This window comes from Streptomyces sp. NPDC088124, from assembly GCF_040685895.1.
Taxonomy (GTDB): domain Bacteria; phylum Actinomycetota; class Actinomycetes; order Streptomycetales; family Streptomycetaceae; genus Streptomyces.
Genome location: NZ_JBFBJB010000037.1, coordinates 13,581 through 31,501 on the forward strand (window position 1 = coordinate 13,581; position 17,921 = coordinate 31,501).

A 17,921-nucleotide genomic window follows, 5' to 3' on the forward strand; every position below is an offset into this window, starting at 1 on the left:
ACGTGCACCGGCCCCGCGCAGCGGCCGTTCCTTCACTGCGATGTCTTCGGCCGGCCCAGCACCAGGATCTGGATCGCCAGGACCGCCGCGCCCCGGGCCCAGTCGTTGAAGTCGGAGATCTTGGTCTCCAGCGCGACCGGTTCCGCGAGCGGGTGGCGGTTGGCGGCGATCGCCTCGTCGATCGCCGGGTTCGCCACCTCGACCAGGCCCACGCCCTCCCCCGCGAGGAGAATCTTCTGCGGCATGGCGAAGTTGGCGATCTGCGCCACCACCGTGCCGAGCGCGCGCGCCGCCTCGTCGATCACACGGGCCGCAAGGGGGTGCCCCGCGGCGGCGAGGGTGAGGATCTCCTCGTACGTGTGGTCCCGGCCGGTGGCCGCCGCGACCTGGTAGCGGATGCTCGGGATGGAGAGCAGCGAGACGGCGCTGCCACGGTCTCCGTCCGGGGTGAGAGGGCCGTACGGGTTGACGATCCAGCGGCGCCCGATGCCCCGGCCGTCGTCGCCGGAGCGGACCAGCCGGCCGCCGATGACCAGACCGTAACCGACCCCGGCGCCGATGGTGAGGACCGCGAAACGGTCCAGGCCACGCCCCGCGCCGAACCACGCCTCCGACTCGACCAGCGCCGCCACGTCGTTCTCGACGACGACGGGCAGGTCCGTGCGCTGTTCGAGGAGGTCTGCGAAGGGGGCGCCCTCCCAGCCGAGGAAGGGGGACGTGACCGCGCGATCCGGGCCGATGACATGGCCGCCGATGCCGACGCCGATCCCGGCCAGCCGCGGGAACTCCACCGCGAAGTCCGCGGTCATCGCGTGCAGGAGGTCGGCCACGTCCACCGGCTCGCGGCTACGGAGGGAACGCGCGCGGGCGGCGACGACATCGCTCCTGAGGTTGGTCACCACCCCGTAGACCGTGTCCTCGGTGACCTTGAACCCGGCGAAGAAACGGGAGTCCGCGACGACGTCCAGCGGCTGGGAGGGGCGTCCCTGCCGCGTGGCGGGAGGGGGAGGGGGAGCGGGAGACGGGAAAGCGGAGGCGGACGGGGAAGGGGAGAGGGCGGGGGCGGGAGACTCTCCCCTGACCGGCGAGAACGCCGGGGGCGGGTCCTCCACCAGCAGGCCCGACTCGATCAGCGGCTTGGTGAGCCGGGTGAGGCTGCCCGCCGAGAGGTTCAGCTTCCTGGCGATCTCGCTGCGCGACACCGGGCCGTGCGTCAGCACCTCGATCGCCACCGCGCGCTCGGCGGGGCTCAGCGGTGCCCAACTGGCGGAAAGCATGCCCGTGTTCCCCTTGCTCCAGTCGCTCCCAGTGGAGTCCATGACGGTGCTCCCGGTTCATCGTAGCCAGGACCGGCACCCTCATTTTATTTCACCACGGAAGAAACTGGACCTCCACACCGAAACTTCCGAGCCTAGAACTCACCTCAACACACCCCTTGACGCGGCAATTCTTTCAGTACGAAAGTAACCCCCACCTCCGAGGACGAGTCATGGACAAGGGAGTCTCTGATGACTGTCGCCTCACACGGCGCGCCATCGGGCCGCGCGGCGCCCGGCACCAAGGTGATGCCGAAGACCGCGCAGACCAGGAACACCGACGGCGGCGGGCGCCGGGACGGGCTCCTCGCGGCGGTCTTCATCGCCCCGGCCCTGCTCGGCTTCCTGGTCTTCCTGCTCTGGCCCACCCTGCGCGGCATCTATCTGAGCTTCACCCGCTACAACCTGCTGACGCCCGCCGAGTGGGCCGGCCTGGACAACTACCGCCGGATGATCGACGACCCCATCTTCTGGGGATCCCTGCGCGTCACCCTTGAATACGTCTTCATCAACATCGGCGTCCAGACGGTCGCCGCCCTCTGCATCGCCGTCCTCATGCAGCGGCTGACCAATTCCGCCCTCCTGCGCTCCGTCGTCCTCACCCCGTACCTGGTCTCCAACGTCGTCGCCGGCGTCGTCTTCCTCTGGATCCTCGACACCCAGACCGGCATCGGCAACGAGATCCTGGGGGCGCTCGGCTTCGACCGCATCGCCTTCCTCGCGAGCCAGGAATGGGTCATCCCGAGCGTCGCGCTGATCAACGTGTGGCGCCACGTCGGCTACACGGCCCTGCTGCTCTTCGCCGGGCTCCAGGCCATCCCCGGCGATGTGTACGAGGCCGCGCGGGTGGACGGCGCCGGTGAGGTGCGGATGTTCTGGCGGATCTCGCTGCCGCTGCTGCGGCCGGTCCTCGCGGTGGTCCTGATCATGACGGTCATCGGCTCGTTCCAGGTCTTCGACACCGTGGCGGTGGCCACGTCCGGCCCCGGCGGCCCCGCCAACGCCAGCAATGTCCTCCAGCTCTACATCTACGACTCGGCGTTCGGGCGCTTCCAGTTCGGCTACGCGTCCGCCATGTCCGTGGCGCTGCTGGCCGTCCTCAGCGTGATCACGATCATCCAGTACCGGGTCACCCGGGCCGGCGAGACGGACCTCGGCTGATGCGCCCGCCCCCGTACGAAGGAGTTGTGCCGTGGCTGTCCTGACGCCCGCGCCGTCCGACGCCCCCGCGCCCGCACCCGTACCCAGGTCCGCGACACCGGTGCGGCGCCGGCCCTCGCCCGGCCGGATCGCCGCCTGGGCGGTGATGGTCGCGGTCGTGCTCATCACCGTGCTGCCCTTCTACTGGATCGCGCGTACGGCCCTCTCCTCGAACTCCGGGCTCACCACCGACCCGGGCAACCCGCTTCCCGTGGAATTCAGCTGGGGTGGATTCGAGCGGGTCTTCGGGTTGCAGAACACGGAGGAGGCGCTCGCCCAGGGGGGTTCCGGCGGCTCCCTGAACTTCTGGCGCTACCTCGTCAACTCCACCTTCGTGGCGACGCTCGTGACGGCCTGTCAGCTCATGTTCTCCGCCATGGCCGCCTACGCCTTCGCCCGGCTGCGCTGGCGCGGCCGGGACCGGGTCTTCGGGCTCTTCCTCGCCGGGCTGATGGTGCCGTCCATCTTCACCCTCCTGCCGAACTTCGTCCTGGTGAAGGAACTCGGCCTGGTGGACACCCTCCTCGGGATCGCCCTGCCGACGATGTTCATGACGCCGTTCGCGGTCTTCTTCCTGCGACAGTTCTTCATGAACCTGCCCCGGGAGCTGGAGGAGGCCGCGCTGCTGGACGGCGCGGGGAAGGTACGGATCTTCTTCCGGCTCGCCCTGCCCATGGCGTCCGCACCCATGGCCACCCTGGGCGTCCTCACGTACATCACGGCGTGGAACGACTACTTCTGGCCGCTGATGGTCTCGTACAGCGACAGCTCGCGCGTCCTGACCGTGGCCCTGTCGGTCTTCCGGTCGCAGGCCCCGCAGTCGGGCGCGGACTGGGCCGGGCTGATGGCCGCGACGCTGGTCGCCGCGCTGCCGATGCTCGTGCTCTTCGGGGCCTTCGCGCGGCGGATCGTCAACTCCATCGGCTTCAGCGGACTCAAGTGAGGCGGTACCAAGTGACCAGTTCACGCTCCGGGGCCGGCGCCGCCGCACGCGGCCCGCACGGACCTTCCCAGCAGATGCCGCAGCAGGCGCCCCGGCGGATGCCCCGGCGGATGTCCCGGAGGTCGGCCGCCCTCGTCGGTGCCGTGTCCCTCTCGCTCCTCGCCGCCGGGTGCGGCGCGCAGGACTCCTCGTCCTCCGCCGCCTCCCGCGACACCGTCTCGTACTGGCTCTGGGACTCCAACCAGCTGCCCGGATACGAGGCGTGCGCCAAGGGGTTCGAGAAGGAGAACCCGGGCGTCCGGGTCGCCTTCTCCCAGACCCACTGGGACGACTACTGGACCAAGCTCACCGCGAGCATGATCGCGGGCACCGAGCCGGACGTCTTCACCGACCACATCACCAAGTTCGCGCAATTCATCGACCTGGACGTGCTCGCTCCCCTCGACCGACTGCCCGCCACCCGGGGCATCGAGGACTCCGACTACCAGCCCGGCCTCGCCGCCTCCTGGGTCGGCCAGGACGGCCATCGCTACGGCGCGCCCAAGGACTGGGACACCATCGCGATGTTCTACGACAAGAAGAAGACCGACGCCGCGGGCATCTCCGCCAAGACCCTCAACTCCCTCGACTGGAACCCGGTCGACGGCGGCACCTTCGAGAAGACCGTCGCCCGCCTCACCGTCGACACCAAGGGCCGGCGCGGCGACGAGCCCGGCTTCGACAGGAACAACGTCAGGACGTACGGGCTGGCCAGCAACGACGCGGGCGAGGGCGACGGCCAGACGCAGTGGAGCGCCTTCGCCGCCTCGGCCGGGTGGAGCTACACCGACAAGAAGGCGTGGGGAACGCGCTACAACTACGACGAGAAGGTCTTCCAGTCCACGATCGACTGGTACTTCGGCCTCGCGGAGAAGGGGTACCTCGCCCCGTACACCGTCTTCTCCGAGTCCAACCGGGCCGACGTACAGCTCGGTTCGGGCAAGGCGGCGATCGCGCTGCACGGCTCCTGGATGACCAAGACCATCTACGGCTTCAAGGGCATCGACGCACGCACCGCCCTGACCCCCGTCGGCCCCTCCGGCGAGCGCGCCACGATGCAGAACGGCCTCGCCGACTCCCTCACCAAGCGCGGCGCGAAGAAGCCCGCCGCCCAGAAGTGGGTGGCGTATCTCGCCTCCGACGCCTGCCAGACGGTGATCGGGCGGCAGGGCGGCGTCTTCCCGGCCACCAAGGCGGGTACGGACGCGGCGATCGCGGCCTACCGGAAGGAGGGCATCGACGTCACGGCCTTCACGCGGCCGGTCGCGGACGGGACGACGTTCTCGTTCCCCATCACCAACTACGCGGCGGACGTCGCCGGGCTCATGCGCCCCGCCATGCAGAACGTGTACGCCAACGGCGCGCCGGTGGGCGGTCTCACCACGACCAACCGGCAGATCAACCTCATCCTCTCGCAGGGCGGCTGAGACACAGTCCCGGCCGCCGGCCACTCACAGCGACAACAACCACGAAAGGTGTGTCATGTCCTTCTCCCTCGGCATTGTCGGCGCCGGCCAGTTCGCGGGGCAGTTCGCGAAGCTCTGGCGCCTCCACCCCGGCGTCGGCGACATCTACGCGACCGATCTGCTCCCCGAGCGGGCCGAGAAGCTGGTCTCCGAGTACGACCTCGCCGGCACCCTGCCGTCCTTCGACGCCCTGCTCGACTCGGACGTCGACGCCGTCGCGGTCTTCACCCAGCGCTGGACGCACGGCCCGCTCGTCGTCCGGGCGCTGCGCGCCGGGAAGCATGTGTACTCGGCGGTGCCAATGGCCGTCTCCGAGGAGGAGATCGCCGCGATCATCGAGGCCGTACGGGAGACCGGCCTGACGTACATGATGGGCGAGACCAGCCAGTACAACCCGGCCACCGTGTACGCCCGTGACCAGGTCGCGGACGGCGCGTTCGGCCGGATCTTCCACGCCGAGGGCGACTACGTCCACGACATGGACCTGGGCTTCTACGAGGCGTACCGGTACAGCGGCGGCGAGGAGTGGAAGTCGACCGCCAGCTACCCGCCCCTCCTCTACCCGACCCACTCGGTGGGCGGCGTGCTCGGCGCCTGGCGGACGCACGCGGTGAGCGTCTCGGCGATCGGGGTCAGGGACGAGCGGGGGGACGGGGTCTTCGACAAGGACGTCAGCCGGTTCGACAACGACTTCTCCAACGCGACGGCGCTGTTCGAGGTCGCCGGCGGCGGTTCCTTCCGTATCAACGAGTTCCGGCGCGTGGGCTACCCGTCGCACATCCGGGAGTCGCGCTTCCGGTTCTTCGGTACGGAGGGAAGCCTGGAGCAGCTCGCCACGGTCAGCCTGTGGCAGGACAAGGAGGGTGTCCAGGACGTCACGGACCACCTCCGGCCCAAGCCGACCCTCTCCCCCGACGACCCGTCGCTGGAACATGTCGCCCCCGCGCTGCGGGACGCCTTCACGTCGGGCTCGGCACCGGTGCACGACCGGTCCCGGCTGCCGGAGGAGTTCAGCAACGTCTCGAACGGCCATGAGGGAAGCCACCACTTCCTCGCGGACGACTTCGTGACCGCCGTGGGTACGGGCACCCTGCCGCCGGTCAACGCGTGGGTCGCGGCGCGCTACACCCTGCCGGGGATCGTCGCGCACGCGTCGGCGCTGAAGGGCGGGGAACGGCTCCCGGTCCCCGACTTCGGGGACGCGCCCGAGCGGTAGGAGCGGGGCGGGAGCCGGGCCGGGAGCCGCACCGGCAAGAAGATCGCGTACGGGGATCGCGTACGGGGTGAGCCGGCCGGGAAGGGCCGGCTCACCCCCGCTCAGTCGAGGACCGCGGTGGCTTCGACCTCGACCAGGAGATCGGGTGCGGCCAGGGCGGCGACCCCGATCCCGGTGAGCGGCGGGACCGGGGTGACCCCCAGCTTCGCCGCCGCCCGGGCGACCCCCGCCTCGATCAGGGGCATCTTGTCCGGGGTCCAGTCGACGAGGTAGACGGTCAGCCTCGTCACGTCGCCGAAGGTGGCACCGACCCCGGCCAGCGCGGTGCCGACGTTGAGGTAGCACTGCTCGACCTGCGCGGTGAGGTCGCCCGCGCCGACGGTGACCCCGTCGGCGTCCCAGGCGACCTGTCCGGCGACGGAGACCAGCCTCGATCCCGTCGCGACCGACACCTGACGGTAGAGATCGACCTTCGGCAGTCCGTCGGGGTTCACCAGGGTGATGGTCATGCTTCTCGCCTCTTCTGTGGTCTCTCGACGCCTCTCGACGCCTCTCGTGGTCTCTTGTGGTTACCCGGAAACCGTAGGAGAGTGAGCGCTGACATGGAAGAACGCACTTTTCGGTGACTGGGGAACCAGATGGTGACCAAGCAGAACAGCGGCTCGCCCGACGAGGCCGATCTCCGGCGCGCGGACTCCCTGGCGCGGGAGATCTTCTCGGACATCGCCAACAAGTGGGCGCTCCTGATCATCGAGACCCTCGGTGAGCGCACCCTGCGCTTCAGCGCACTGCGCGACGAGGTCGAGGGCATCAGCCACAAGATGCTCACCCAGAACCTGCGCCTGCTGGAGCGCAACGGCCTGGTCATACGGACGGTGCACCCCACGGTGCCGCCGCGGGTCGAGTACACGCTCACCGAGCCGGGCCAGGCCCTGCGGTCGACCGTCGACGCCATGTGCGACTGGACCCACCGGTACTTCGCCCACATCGAGGCGTCCCGCAGCGGCTTCGACGCCTGACGGGCGGCGCCTCCCCGTACGCGTGGCTCAGCCCGCGGGCTCCCGCTCCCCGTACGCGTGGCTCAGCCCGCGGGCTCCCGCTCCCCGGACGCCGCCGCCCGGACCCGCGCCAGCCGGTCCGCGAGCGCGCGCAGCCCGTCGAGGCGGTGGGCGTCGTACGCGAGTGAGAGACAGGGCCCCCGGCGCGGAATGATCGTCACGCGCGGCCGCGCCCCGTCGCTGAACTGCAGCCGGGGCTCCTGCCAGATGTGATAGCGGTGGGTTCCGGAGAGACCGAACACCTCCAGCACACTGCCGTCGAAGACGAGCAAGGCGTTGTCATTCGCTTGCGCTTCGTACCAGAGCATGCACGGGAGGCTAGACGAACGGCGGCCGGGCCCGGCAAGCGGGTCCGCCCCTCCCGGGATCCCGGGAGGGGCGGACGCGGGCGGGAGTCGGGGCAGAGGCACCGACACCGGGATCAACTCACCGGCTGCCGCGCCGCCTCCGCGTCCCCGTCCGCCTCCGGCGTGGCGGCGGCCTTCGCGGCCTCCCGGCGGGTGGTGAGCGCGCTGCCGACGAAGACCGCCACCAGCGAGGCGAGGATCAGCACGATCACCGCGGCGTGGCCGAACCGTACGGCGCTGCCGAGCAGGAAGCCTGAGACACCGAAGTCCGCGTCGGAGAAGGTGGAGTTGGCCAGGCCGACATCGCCCAGGAAGGGCAGGACGAGCAGCGGCAGGAAGGTGATCATCAGACCGTTGGTCATGGCGCCGAGCACCGCGCCGCGCCGGCCGCCGGTCGCGTTGCCGATGACGCCGGAGGCGGCGCCCGTCATGAAGTGCGCGACGATGCCGGGGATGATGATCGTGCCGCCGACCGCGACGAGCACGCCCATGCCGATCAGACCGCCGGCGAAGCTGGCGAGGAAGCCGATGAGCACGGCGTTCGGGGCGAAGGTGAAGACGATCGGGACGTCGAGCGCGGGCTTGGCGTTGGGGACCAGCTTCTCGGAGATGCCCTTGAACGCGGGGATGATCTCGGCGAGTACGACGCGGACACCGGCCAGGATGATGAAGACACCGGCGGAGAACTTCCCGGCCTGCATGACCGCCCAGAGCAGGAACCACTGACCGCCGCTCAGCTTGTCCTCGACGTAACCGGCGCCCGCGATCAGCGTCACGAGCAGGTAGATGACGCCCATCGACACGGCGATGACGACGGTGGTGTCCCGCAGGAAGCCGAGGTTCTTGGGGATCTTCAGGTCCTCGGTGGACTTCTTGGTGTCGCCGAGGAGCTTGCCGACCAGACCGCTGGTGGCGATGCCGAAGTTGCCGGTGTGGCCGAGGGCCACGTTGTCCTGCTTGGTGACGCGCCGCATCCACGGCTGCACCAGCGCGGGCGAGAGGGTGGTGACCAGGCCCTGGGCGAGGGCGCCCCAGAGCACGGCCTGCCAGGCGCTGAAGCCGTTGGCGATGAGGATCACGGCGATCATCGCGGAGAGGTAGAGCGCGACGTGGCCGGACATGTAGATGAACTTGAACCGGGTGAAGCGCGCCAGCAGGACGTTGACGACCATGCCGAAGAAGAAGATCAGGGCGGCCTGCGAGCCGTAGTCGGTGAGGACCTTGCCGACGATCGCCTCGTTGTTCGGTACGACGCCCTGGACGCCGAAGGCGTGCGTGAACATCTCGCCGAAGGGGGTGAGGGCGTCCGAGACGACGCCCGCGCCCGCGGCCAGCACCAGGAATCCGACGAACGCCTTGATCGTGCCCTTGAGGGTGTCGGAGAGGGACTTGCGCTGGAGTACGAGCCCCAGCAGAGCGATCAGCCCGATGATGACGGATGGCTCACGGAATATGTCGAGCAGGGTGTTCAGAACGCTGTTCATGGCGGAAACGCCTCTCCACGGGCACGGCTCGGCCGTGATCGGTGTGGTGGGTCACTGTGATCGCTGCGGTGGTCCACCAGGGAGGTGGCTCACAACGGGGCAGGACGTCGGCGGTGGGTCTCCGCCATACGAAGCGGGCGTACGACTGGTGCCGCGACCGGCAATGTTCGCCGACGGGGCAAAGCTTGCCGGGAGGGGCACTCGGGCGTACGGACGCTCAGAGCAGTCCGTGCCGCCCGGCCGCGGACTTGACCGCGTCACGCAGCTCGTCCTTGTCGATGATGCTGTTGAGCACCACGACATCGCCGAGCCCCTGCGCGGCCTCCGCCAGATCCTTGGCGACGAAGAACACATCGGCGCTCTCGGGACCGGCCGAGCTGATGTCGGTGTGTTCCACCGTGACATCCGGGAGCTGGAGCTCCCGCACGATGTCCTCGATGTTCATCCGCACCATGAAACTGCTGCCGAGCCCGGTACTGCACATGGCCAGGAACTTCGTCATTTCGAAGCACGCTCCTCGAATCGAGTGATCAGCTGGGTGACGTCGGCGGCGGAGCGCGCGTCGCGCAGTGCTTCGCGGGTCTCCGTGTCCGACAGGATGCGGGCCAGTGACGCCATGGCCTGGGTGTGCGCGGCGGTGTCGGCCGCCGCGAAGCAGAAGTAGAGGTCGACCGCGTGCTCGGGCAGGTCCAGCAGCGGCGCGGGCCGCTCGGTGAGCCGCAGCATCGAGATCGCGGTCCGCACGGCACCGGCCTCGGGCCGGGCGTGGGCCAGGGCGATCCCGTACCCGAGGTTGATGTACGTACCGCCCGCGGCGATCGATTCGATCATGGCGTCGACGTAGCCGGGGGTGATGTCACCGGCGTCGAGAAGGGGTTCGGCGACCTGGGCGACGGCCTCGCGCCAGTCCAGGACCTCATTGGAGAAACGTATCTTCTCCTCGGTCAGCAGTTCGCTGAGCATGTGCGGCACACTCCGTACGGTTACGTTGGCTACTCGGCGTCGGCGATGATGTCGAAGGACAGCTCCGCCGTCTCCGGCAGGAACTTCGACGTCCCGTGGATCACGGGTTTCCGGTTGAGATCGAACACCCGCGAGGTCGCGAGCAGCAGGGGCGACCCCGCCTCGACCCCCAGCAGTTCCGCCTCACGCCGGTCGCAGGTGTGCAGCCCGACGACGATCTCGTTCCGCGCGAGCAGCACGTCGTGGTGCGCCCGCAGGTACGCGTAGAGCGAGGTGGTGGCGAAGTCCGCGGTCAGGACGTCCGCGAACCGCTCCTCCTCGACGTACGACTCCGCGAGGTGGTGCACCACACCGTTGACCCGGCGCAGCCGCTCCAGCCGTACGACCGACGCGGCCGGGCTGATGTCCAGCGCGGCGCCGAGGCGCGCGCCCGCCCGCATCCGCTTCTGGACGAGCACCTCGGAGGTGACGGTGTGACCCTGCCGGCTCATCTGGGTGAAGAAGCCGGTGACCTCGCTGACGAACCGCTCGCGGTGCTTCAGCGCGTACCGCGGCCGGGTGACGAAGGTGCCCCGGCCGTGTTCACGGATGAGGTGTCCGTCATTGACCAACTCCTCGACCGCGCGACGCAGTGTGATGCGGCTCACCGCGTACTCCTCGCAGAGCGCGGCCTCCGGAGGAAGCTGCCCGCCCACGGGGAGACCGCTCACCCGGCGCAGCAGGTGATCCCGCACCTGTGCGTACTTGTGCTCGGCCATCCGTGGTCTCCTCGTCGAGTCCCTGCGTCATCAAGACGTCATAATGACCAGAACCCCAGAAGACGTCAATAGGCAATTTTCGCGTTACCCGCGGGATGCCTGACCTGAGGCTTTATCAGCTCAGGGGAGGGTCTTCGGCGGTGGGTTACGTTGTCCGAAGTCATCATGACGACATGATCTCCAAGGAGCTGCCGTGACCGCCCACCCCACCGCCTCTTCTCCTTCCACTCCCACCTCCCCCTCCTCCGCCTCCGCCCCGTTCTCCGTCTTCGGCGAGGCGGACCGGCGGGCCGTGGCCGTGGCGCGCGCCCTCGCGATGGACGCCGTGGAGGCCGCCGGGTCGGGGCATCCCGGCACCGCGCTCGCCCTCGCGCCCGTCGCGCATCTGCTGTTCCAGCGGCACATACGCCACGACCCGGCGGACGCCGCGTGGGAGGGCCGCGACCGGTTCGTCCTGTCCTGCGGGCACGCCAGCATCCTTCAGTACACGCAGCTCCATCTCACCGGTTACGGACTGGAGTTGGCCGACCTCCGGCGCTTCCGCCAACTCGGCTCGCTGACCCCGGGGCACCCCGAACTCGGCCACACCACCGGCGTCGAGATGACGACAGGACCGCTCGGCCAGGGCGTCGCCACCGCGGTGGGCATGGCGATGGCGCTCAAGCGCGACGAGTCCCGGCTGGGCGGCGGGGCCCCGGACCGCACGGTCTGGGTCCTGTGCTCCGACGGCGATCTCCAGGAGGGCATCTCCTACGAGGCGGGCGCGCTCGCCGGCCGGCACCGCCTGGACAACCTGGTCGTCGTCTGGGACGACAACAGCATCCAGATCGAGGGCTCCACCGACCTGACGACCCGTGAGGACACGGCGGCGCGCTTCGCCGCGCAGGGCTGGTTCGTCCAGCGGGTGGGGCTCGGCGCGGACGGCGACATCGACACCGGCGCCCTCGACGCCGCGCTCACCGCCGCCTCCACCGGCAAGGAGCATGGCGGCCGGCCCAGCCTCATCGTGCTGAAGTCGCAGATCGCCTGGCCCGCGCCGAACGCGGTCAACACCCCCGCCGCGCACGGCGCTCCGCTCGGCGCGGCCGAAGTCGCCGCGACCAAGGCGCTGTTGGGTGTGGCGGAGGAGCCGTTCACCGTCCCGGCGGACGTCCTCGAACACACCAGGGGCGCCCTCGCCCGGGGTGCCGCGCTGCACCGCGCCTGGGACAAGGCGCTGGAGCAGTGGGCCCTGGCCCATCCCGAACGCGCCGCCGCCCGCGCCCACGCGATCCGCCCGCTCGACCCGGCCGAGACCGCCGACGCGCTGCCCGCGTTCCCGCCCGGCTCCGTGATCGCGCCGCGCGACGCGTCGGGCACCGTCATCCAGGCGCTGGCGGAGCGCCTGCCGCGGCTCTGGGGCGGCAGCGCCGACCTGGGCGACTCGAACCGTACGACGATCAAGGCCGGCGGCTCCTTCCTCCCCGCCGACGAGCAGACCCCCGAGGGGACTTCGGGCCTCGTCGGGCGCAACATCCACTGGGGCGTACGGGAGCACGCGATGGCCGCCGCGCTCAACGGCATCGCCATCGTCGGCTACGACACCCCCTTCGCGGGCACCTTCCTCACCTTCTCGGACTACGAACGCCCCTCGCTGCGCCTCGCCTCCCTGATGCGGCTGCCGGTCGTCCACGTCTGGTCGCACGACTCGGTGGCGCTCGGCGCCGACGGCCCCACCCACCAGCCGGTCGAACATCTCGCCTCGCTGCGTGCCATGCCCGGCCTCTCGGTGGTCCGCCCGGCCGACGCCACGGAGACCGCGGCCGGCTGGCTCGCCGCGCTCGGCCGCCGGGGCCCGGTCGGCCTCGTCCTGGCCCGCCAGGGCCTGCCGGTACTGGACACGGACCCCGCCGCCGTACGGGAGGGCGTGGCGCGCGGCGCGTACGTGGTGGCCGACGCGCCCGGCGCCCCGGACGTCCTGCTGCTGGCGAGCGGCAGCGAGGTCGCGCTGGCGCTGGCGGCCCGGGAGGAACTGGCCGGCCGGGGGATCGCCGCCCGCGTGGTCTCCGTACCGTGCAAGGACTGGTTCGCCGAGCAGGACGCCACGTACCGCGACACGGTCCTGCCGCCGGCCGTCCGCGCCCGGGTGGTGGTCGAGGCGGCGACGGTCTTCGGCTGGCACGACCTGATCGGGGACGCCGGACGGGCGGTCACCGTCGACGGGTTCGGCACCTCGGCGTCGGCGTCGGACGCCATGACGGCGATGGGCATGACCCGGGAAGCGGTCGTCGCGGCGGCCCTCGACTCGCTCGGCGCGGCAGGGTCCCGTTGATCCCCGCGCGGGGCACCGGCCTCGTCGTCCTCGACTGCGACGGTGTCCTGGTCGACACCGAGCGCATCGGCCCCGACATCGTCGCCGAACTGGCCACGGAGGCGGGGTGGCCGCTCACCCCCGACGAGGTGCGCGAACGCTTCCTGGGCCGCCCCGAGCCGTACCTCTACGAACAGGTACGGGCCCACGCCCGTACCCCGCTGGGCCCGGAGTGGCTGGACCTCTACCGCGCCCGTGTCCGCGACGCGTTCACGGCCCGCCCGTTCACCATGCCCGGCGTACGGGAGCTGCTGGACGCGCTCGACGCCCGGCAACTCCCGTACTGCGTCGCGTCGAGCGGCGGCCACGACCGCATCGAGCACTCGCTGACGGTCACGGGCCTGTGGAATCGTTTCGCCGGCCGCGTCTTCAGCGCCGAGGACGTCCCTCGCGGCAAACCCGCCCCGGACCTCTTCCTCCACGCGGCCCACACCCTGGCCGTCCCCCCGGCCGCCTGCCTGGTCGTCGAGGACAGCCCGGCCGGCGTCACCGCGGCCCTGGCGGCGGGGATGCCGGTCATCGGTTACGCGGGCGGCCCCACCCCGCGCGAGGCTCTGGCCCATGCGAGCCACGGGGTGATCGACGACCTCCGGGTGCTCGTGGAGGAGGGACCGAACGGCCTGTAGGCAGGGCCGGCCGCCGCGGCCGGCCCTGTGCCGATCTTTCCGGCGGAGATCGCGGAATCCTTGCTAGAAAGGCAGAGGCCGGTTCCGGTCATCTCAAGTCGTCGACAGACCGGGAGCGGGCGTGACAGGGCACGGGATACCCGACGAGTACATGGACGGGTACGCCCGGATCCTGGTGGCCGTCGCCGCCACCGGCCGGCGGCTCAGCCGGGAGGAACTGCTCGCCCGGCGGGAGCTGGGGGCGCAGGCCGCCGAGGCCGGGTTCGCGCTGCGGGCGCTCGTCGGGGCGCATCTGGCGGCGGCGCGCGCGCACTGGCCCGCCACCGGGGCCGACAGCGGCGCCGCGGACAGTGTGCTCGCCGCCGTCGAGCAGGCCGTGGACGCGTTCGCCGAGGGGTACGAGCGGGCGCAGCGGCTCGCGGTGCGCCAGGAGGCCGCCGCGCGGCGGGAGTTCATCGACGACCTGCTGTACGGGCGCAGCGATCTGGGACGGCTGGCCGAGCGCGCCGAGCGGTTCGGGCTGCGGCTGTCGTACGAGCACGCCGTGGCGGTGGCGGAGGGCTGGGTCGCGTACGACGAGGAGGACGCCGTACCGCGCTCCGTGGAGCAGGCGCTGATGGGGCGGTTCGGGGACCGCAGTGTGCTGCTGACGACCAAGGCGGGGCGGCTGGTGTGCATCGCGCCGGGTGACCAGGGCGAGATCCTCTCGTACTTCGCCAAGCAGGCCTTCGCGGCCACGGATGGCGGGCGGGTCGCCGTCGGTCGGCCGCAGCCGGGGGTGGGCGGGGTGGTGCAGTCGTACGAGGAGGCGCTGAGCGTGCTCGACCTCGCCGAACGGCTCGATCTGGAGGGGCCCGTGCTGCGCGCCGCCGAACTGCTGGTCTATCCGGTCCTGACCCGCGACCGGCAGGCCATGGCGGACCTGGTCCTCAACACGCTCGGCCCGCTGGAGTCGGCGCGCGGCGGTGCCGAGCCGCTGCTCGAAACGCTCTCCGTCTACTTCGACGCGGGGTGTGTGGCGGCGGAGGCGGCGCGGCGGCTGTCCTTGAGCGTACGGGCGCTGACGTACCGGCTGGCACGGATCCACCGGCTCACCGGCGCCGACCCGGGCGATCCGGTGCACCGTTACACCTTGCAGACCGCGGTGATCGGGGCGAGGCTCATGGACTGGCCGGCCAAAACCTTCTGAGATCTCCCGAGTTCTTCCGAGATTCGCCGGGATTCGCTGAGATTCGCTGAGACCTTCCGTGACGGATCGGGGCGCCGCAGGGGAACTTCCGCGCACCTACCGGCATTAAGAACGCGTTAAGACTGCCGGAAAACGGCAATGTCGGGTTCCGGTCAACTATGCGACGATGGAGCCCTGGCCGAGGACATCGCGCCAGTGGGGGAGGTTGATCCGATGACCTTGTTTCTCGGTATCGGCATCGCGGGGATCGTGCTGCTCGTCCTTTCGCTGATCTTCGACGGGGTGCTCGAAGGGCTCTTCGACGGGGCCGGGGTCCTGGACGGGCTCTTCGACGGTCTGCTGTCGCTGCCCGTGATCGCCGGGTTCGTCTCGATGCTCGGCTTCGGTGGCGCACTCGTCCTCGGCACCACTCAACTCGGCACCGGCCCGGCCGTCGCTGTGGGGGCGGCGGCCGGTGTCGGTGCCGGCTGGCTGACGTGGAAGTTCAGCAGGGCGCTGATGCGTGACCAGACGGCCGTCACTCCGCGCGGCGACGACCTCGTGGGGTCGTCGGGCACGGTGGTCACGGCGATTCCGGCCACCGGCTACGGCGAGGTGCTGCTGCGGCTCGGCGGACAGCCGGTGAAGTTCTCCGCCAAGAGCGCGGAGCCGGTGGCGTACGGCACGGAGATCTGGGTGGAGGCGACGCTCTCCGCGAGCTCCGTCTCCGTACGGCCCGTCCAGCGCTGACCGGCGGCGCCGACCGGACCGTCCGGGTCGTCCGCGGGCGTCCCCCGTTTTTTGTACAGCGCGCGGCACATGCCGCACCCGCGGCGTCCACCGTCGCACCGCCGCCGCGCGAACCGTTCCGATCTGCCGTCCCCCCGGGAGGCAAGGGAGAGAGCCCCATGAGTCCAGTCGTCATCGCCGTGCTGGGGATCGTCGTACTCGTCGTTCTGCTGGCCCTGGTCGTCATCACGCGTTACAAGGTCGCGGGACCCAGCGAGGCGTTCATCGTCACCGGCCGGCGCGGCAAGAAGTCGACCGACCCGAACACCGGCCGGATCTCCATCGACAACAGCGGCCAGAAGGTCGTGGTGGGCGGCGGCGTCTTCGTCGTGCCGTTCGTCCAGCAGAAGTTCACCCTGGACCTGTCCAGCCGCCACATCCCGATCGCGGTGCGCGGCGCGGTCACGCTGCGCGGGGTGAAGGCCAACCTCGAAGGCGTCGCCATCGTCAAGGTCGGCGGTACGGAGGACTCCATCCGCGCCGCGGCCCAGCGCTTCCTCCAGCAGCAGGGCGGCATCGTCGGCTTCACCCAGGAAGTCCTCTCGGGCGCGCTGCGTTCCATCGTCGGCCGGATGTCGGTCGAGGACATCATCCGCGACCGCGCGGCCTTCGCCGGCCAGGTCGCGGAGGAGGCGGAGGCGAGCCTCTCCGGGCAGGGCCTGGTGCTGGACGCCTTCCAGATCCAGGACATCACCACCGAGGGCTCCTACCTGGAGGACCTCGGCCGTCCCGAGGCCGCCCGCGCCAAGCAGGAGGCCGACATCGCGGAGGCGGTCTCGCGGCGCGCCGCCGAGCAGGCGCGCCTGAAGGCCGAGGAAGAGATCGCGATCGCCCAGCGGACCTTCCAGCTCAAGCAGGCCGAGATCAAGGCCGAGACGGACGAGGCGGTGGCACGCGCCGCCGCGGCGGGTCCGCTGGCCCAGGCGGCGCGCGAGCAGGACGTGCTCATGGAGCAGGAGAAGGTCGCCGAGCGCCAGGCCGCGCTGACCGACCGCGAGCTGGACACGAAGGTGCGTAAGCCCGCCGACGCCGCGCGCTACCAGGCCGAGCAGGAGGCCGAGGCCCGCCGTATCGCCCTGGTCAAGCAGGCCGAGGCGGACGCCGAGCGCTCCCGCCTCACCGGTGAGGGCGAGAAGGCGCACCGCGCCGCGCTCGCCGCCGCCGTACGGATCGAGGGTGAGTCGGAGGCCGCGGCGATCCTCGCGAAGGGCGCGGCCGAGGCGGAGGCGATGCAGAAGAAGGCGGACGCGTTCGCGCGGTACGGCGACGCGGCCGTCCTCCAGATGCTCGTCGAGGTGCTGCCGTCGGTGGTGGAGAAGGCGTCCGAGCCGCTGAGCGCGGTGGACAAGATGACGGTCATCTCCACGGACGGCGCGGGCCAGCTCGCCCGTACGGTCGCGGACAACGTCGCCCAGGGCGTCGAACTCCTCAGCTCCACCACGGGCGTCGACCTCGCGGAGCTGCTGAAGGGCGTGGCGGCCGGCAAGTCCCTGACGGGGGCGCCCGCATCCGGGGCGGCCCCGGCGGCGAACGGCACGGCGCCGAACGGCACGGGTCCGGACGGCCGTATCGAGGTCACGGACTGACGTTCCGTACGTAGCGTTCCGTAGGCGGCGTTCCGTACGCGGCACGCGGCACCGGCACGCGGCACGCGGTTGCGGTAAGGGAAAGGCCCGGTCGGCGGGAAAGCCGGCCGGGCCTTTGTCCTCGGCCGCGCTACCACTGGTACGGGAGGTACTTCCCGTCGAGCGTGATGACCACCCGGTCACCCGCCGGGTCGGGTACGCGCTTCACGTCCAGCCGGAAGTTGATGGCGCTCATGATGCCGTCGCCGCACTCCTCGTGGATCAGCTCCTTGATGGTCGGCCCGTACACCTGGATGACCTCGTAGAGCCGGTAGACGGTCGGATCGACGGGCACGGCCGAGTCGAGCGCGCCGCGCGTGGGCTGGAGCCGGAACGCCTGGACCACGTCCGCGCCGAGATCGAGGAGCGACGCGGCGGCCTCGGCCTGCTCCGCACTCATCGGATGCTGGCCGAGCAGCGCGGCGGTGGTCCAGGCCACGGGCCGGCCGACCGCCTCGGCGAGCTGCGCCCACGTCAGACCGAGTTCGGCCTTGGCGCCACGGACTGCTTCGGCTGCTTGCTGTTTGTTGAGCATGGGGGAAACGTAGGAGGACGTACGCGCCCACGCAACGG

Annotated in this window: 18 protein-coding genes; 10 read left to right on the plus strand and 8 right to left on the minus strand. The window is 70.7% G+C overall.

Annotation, left to right across the window (positions count from 1 at the left end; genetic code table 11):
- Positions 1 to 32: 32 nt before the first annotated feature.
- Positions 33 to 1,319, minus strand: a complete 1,287-nt coding sequence (locus AB0P17_RS27665) for an ROK family transcriptional regulator (protein WP_365814691.1) — start codon at positions 1,317 to 1,319, stop codon at positions 33 to 35.
- A gap of 246 nt (positions 1,320 to 1,565) precedes the next feature.
- Between AB0P17_RS27665 and AB0P17_RS27670 the strand changes: the two genes are divergently transcribed.
- From AB0P17_RS27670 to AB0P17_RS27685, 4 genes are all read left to right on the plus strand, one after another.
- Complete coding sequence (locus tag AB0P17_RS27670) at positions 1,566 to 2,477, plus strand: sugar ABC transporter permease (RefSeq protein ID WP_365814834.1); 912 nt, start codon at positions 1,566 to 1,568, stop codon at positions 2,475 to 2,477.
- A 40-nt stretch (positions 2,478 to 2,517) separates the two neighbouring features.
- Positions 2,518 to 3,459 carry a carbohydrate ABC transporter permease gene (locus AB0P17_RS27675; protein WP_365814836.1) on the plus strand — a complete coding sequence of 314 codons (942 nt, stop codon included), beginning with the start codon at positions 2,518 to 2,520 and terminating at the stop codon, positions 3,457 to 3,459.
- A 110-nt stretch (positions 3,460 to 3,569) separates the two neighbouring features.
- Positions 3,570 to 4,925, plus strand: coding sequence for an extracellular solute-binding protein (locus tag AB0P17_RS27680; protein ID WP_365814838.1), 1,356 nt, complete (start codon positions 3,570 to 3,572; stop codon positions 4,923 to 4,925).
- 55 nt (positions 4,926 to 4,980) lie between these two features.
- Complete coding sequence (locus tag AB0P17_RS27685) at positions 4,981 to 6,180, plus strand: Gfo/Idh/MocA family oxidoreductase (RefSeq protein WP_365814693.1); 1,200 nt, start codon at positions 4,981 to 4,983, stop codon at positions 6,178 to 6,180.
- Between the two features lie 101 nt (positions 6,181 to 6,281).
- Here AB0P17_RS27685 and AB0P17_RS27690 read toward each other — a convergent pair whose 3' ends face one another.
- The gene (locus AB0P17_RS27690; RefSeq protein WP_365814695.1) at positions 6,282 to 6,689 is read right to left on the minus strand and encodes a RidA family protein; all 408 of its coding nucleotides are present in this window, start codon (positions 6,687 to 6,689) and stop codon (positions 6,282 to 6,284) included.
- A 129-nt stretch (positions 6,690 to 6,818) separates the two neighbouring features.
- Between AB0P17_RS27690 and AB0P17_RS27695 the strand changes: the two genes are divergently transcribed.
- Positions 6,819 to 7,199: a helix-turn-helix domain-containing protein gene (locus AB0P17_RS27695; RefSeq protein WP_365814697.1), complete on the plus strand. Its 381-nt coding sequence runs from the start codon at positions 6,819 to 6,821 to the stop codon at positions 7,197 to 7,199.
- A gap of 62 nt (positions 7,200 to 7,261) precedes the next feature.
- Here AB0P17_RS27695 and AB0P17_RS27700 read toward each other — a convergent pair whose 3' ends face one another.
- From AB0P17_RS27700 to AB0P17_RS27720, 5 genes are all read right to left on the minus strand, one after another.
- Complete coding sequence (locus AB0P17_RS27700; protein WP_365814699.1) at positions 7,262 to 7,546, minus strand: hypothetical protein; 285 nt, start codon at positions 7,544 to 7,546, stop codon at positions 7,262 to 7,264.
- Between the two features lie 113 nt (positions 7,547 to 7,659).
- The gene (locus tag AB0P17_RS27705; protein WP_365814701.1) at positions 7,660 to 9,069 is read right to left on the minus strand and encodes a PTS ascorbate transporter subunit IIC; all 1,410 of its coding nucleotides are present in this window, start codon (positions 9,067 to 9,069) and stop codon (positions 7,660 to 7,662) included.
- 217 nt (positions 9,070 to 9,286) lie between these two features.
- Entirely contained in the window at positions 9,287 to 9,571 is a 285-nt protein-coding gene (locus AB0P17_RS27710; protein ID WP_365814703.1) for a PTS sugar transporter subunit IIB, read from the minus strand.
- Positions 9,568 to 10,032, minus strand: a complete 465-nt coding sequence (locus tag AB0P17_RS27715) for a PTS sugar transporter subunit IIA (RefSeq protein ID WP_365814705.1) — start codon at positions 10,030 to 10,032, stop codon at positions 9,568 to 9,570. The genes AB0P17_RS27710 and AB0P17_RS27715 overlap by 4 nt, the downstream gene beginning before the upstream one ends.
- A 29-nt stretch (positions 10,033 to 10,061) precedes the next feature.
- Positions 10,062 to 10,790: a GntR family transcriptional regulator gene (locus AB0P17_RS27720; protein WP_365814707.1), complete on the minus strand. Its 729-nt coding sequence runs from the start codon at positions 10,788 to 10,790 to the stop codon at positions 10,062 to 10,064.
- A gap of 193 nt (positions 10,791 to 10,983) precedes the next feature.
- Between AB0P17_RS27720 and AB0P17_RS27725 the strand changes: the two genes are divergently transcribed.
- From AB0P17_RS27725 to AB0P17_RS27745, 5 genes are all read left to right on the plus strand, one after another.
- Positions 10,984 to 13,101: a transketolase gene (locus tag AB0P17_RS27725; RefSeq protein ID WP_365814709.1), complete on the plus strand. Its 2,118-nt coding sequence runs from the start codon at positions 10,984 to 10,986 to the stop codon at positions 13,099 to 13,101.
- Complete coding sequence (locus AB0P17_RS27730; RefSeq protein WP_365814711.1) at positions 13,098 to 13,766, plus strand: HAD family phosphatase; 669 nt, start codon at positions 13,098 to 13,100, stop codon at positions 13,764 to 13,766. Before AB0P17_RS27725 ends, AB0P17_RS27730 begins: the two co-directional genes overlap by 4 nt.
- Positions 13,767 to 13,887: 121 nt before the next feature.
- Complete coding sequence (locus AB0P17_RS27735; RefSeq protein ID WP_365814713.1) at positions 13,888 to 14,955, plus strand: helix-turn-helix domain-containing protein; 1,068 nt, start codon at positions 13,888 to 13,890, stop codon at positions 14,953 to 14,955.
- 213 nt (positions 14,956 to 15,168) lie between these two features.
- Entirely contained in the window at positions 15,169 to 15,684 is a 516-nt protein-coding gene (locus tag AB0P17_RS27740) for a hypothetical protein (protein WP_365814715.1), read from the plus strand.
- 158 nt (positions 15,685 to 15,842) lie between these two features.
- The gene (locus AB0P17_RS27745) at positions 15,843 to 17,309 is read left to right on the plus strand and encodes an SPFH domain-containing protein (protein WP_365814717.1); all 1,467 of its coding nucleotides are present in this window, start codon (positions 15,843 to 15,845) and stop codon (positions 17,307 to 17,309) included.
- 130 nt (positions 17,310 to 17,439) lie between these two features.
- On the opposite strand, the gene cynS is transcribed toward AB0P17_RS27745, so the two are convergent.
- The gene (cynS, locus tag AB0P17_RS27750) at positions 17,440 to 17,883 is read right to left on the minus strand and encodes a cyanase (protein WP_365814719.1); all 444 of its coding nucleotides are present in this window, start codon (positions 17,881 to 17,883) and stop codon (positions 17,440 to 17,442) included.
- Positions 17,884 to 17,921 lie beyond the last annotated feature (38 nt).

Excerpts from the sequence above, each read along its gene's own strand:
- AB0P17_RS27700 (WP_365814699.1), bottom strand. The coding sequence starts at position 7,546 with ATGCTCTGGTACGAAGCGCAAGCGAATGACAACGCCTTGCTCGTCTTC.
- AB0P17_RS27685 (WP_365814693.1), top strand. The coding sequence starts at position 4,981 with ATGTCCTTCTCCCTCGGCATTGTCGGCGCCGGCCAGTTCGCGGGGCAG.
- AB0P17_RS27705 (WP_365814701.1), bottom strand. The coding sequence starts at position 9,069 with ATGAACAGCGTTCTGAACACCCTGCTCGACATATTCCGTGAGCCATCC.
- AB0P17_RS27720 (WP_365814707.1), bottom strand. The coding sequence starts at position 10,790 with ATGGCCGAGCACAAGTACGCACAGGTGCGGGATCACCTGCTGCGCCGG.
- AB0P17_RS27710 (WP_365814703.1), bottom strand. The coding sequence starts at position 9,571 with ATGACGAAGTTCCTGGCCATGTGCAGTACCGGGCTCGGCAGCAGTTTC.
- AB0P17_RS27680 (WP_365814838.1), top strand. The coding sequence starts at position 3,570 with ATGTCCCGGAGGTCGGCCGCCCTCGTCGGTGCCGTGTCCCTCTCGCTC.
- AB0P17_RS27745 (WP_365814717.1), top strand. The coding sequence starts at position 15,843 with ATGAGTCCAGTCGTCATCGCCGTGCTGGGGATCGTCGTACTCGTCGTT.
- AB0P17_RS27665 (WP_365814691.1), bottom strand. The coding sequence starts at position 1,319 with ATGGACTCCACTGGGAGCGACTGGAGCAAGGGGAACACGGGCATGCTT.
- AB0P17_RS27740 (WP_365814715.1), top strand. The coding sequence starts at position 15,169 with ATGACCTTGTTTCTCGGTATCGGCATCGCGGGGATCGTGCTGCTCGTC.
- AB0P17_RS27695 (WP_365814697.1), top strand. The coding sequence starts at position 6,819 with ATGGTGACCAAGCAGAACAGCGGCTCGCCCGACGAGGCCGATCTCCGG.
- AB0P17_RS27670 (WP_365814834.1), top strand. The coding sequence starts at position 1,566 with ATGCCGAAGACCGCGCAGACCAGGAACACCGACGGCGGCGGGCGCCGG.
- cynS (WP_365814719.1), bottom strand. The coding sequence starts at position 17,883 with ATGCTCAACAAACAGCAAGCAGCCGAAGCAGTCCGTGGCGCCAAGGCC.
- AB0P17_RS27690 (WP_365814695.1), bottom strand. The coding sequence starts at position 6,689 with ATGACCATCACCCTGGTGAACCCCGACGGACTGCCGAAGGTCGATCTC.
- AB0P17_RS27715 (WP_365814705.1), bottom strand. The coding sequence starts at position 10,032 with ATGCTCAGCGAACTGCTGACCGAGGAGAAGATACGTTTCTCCAATGAG.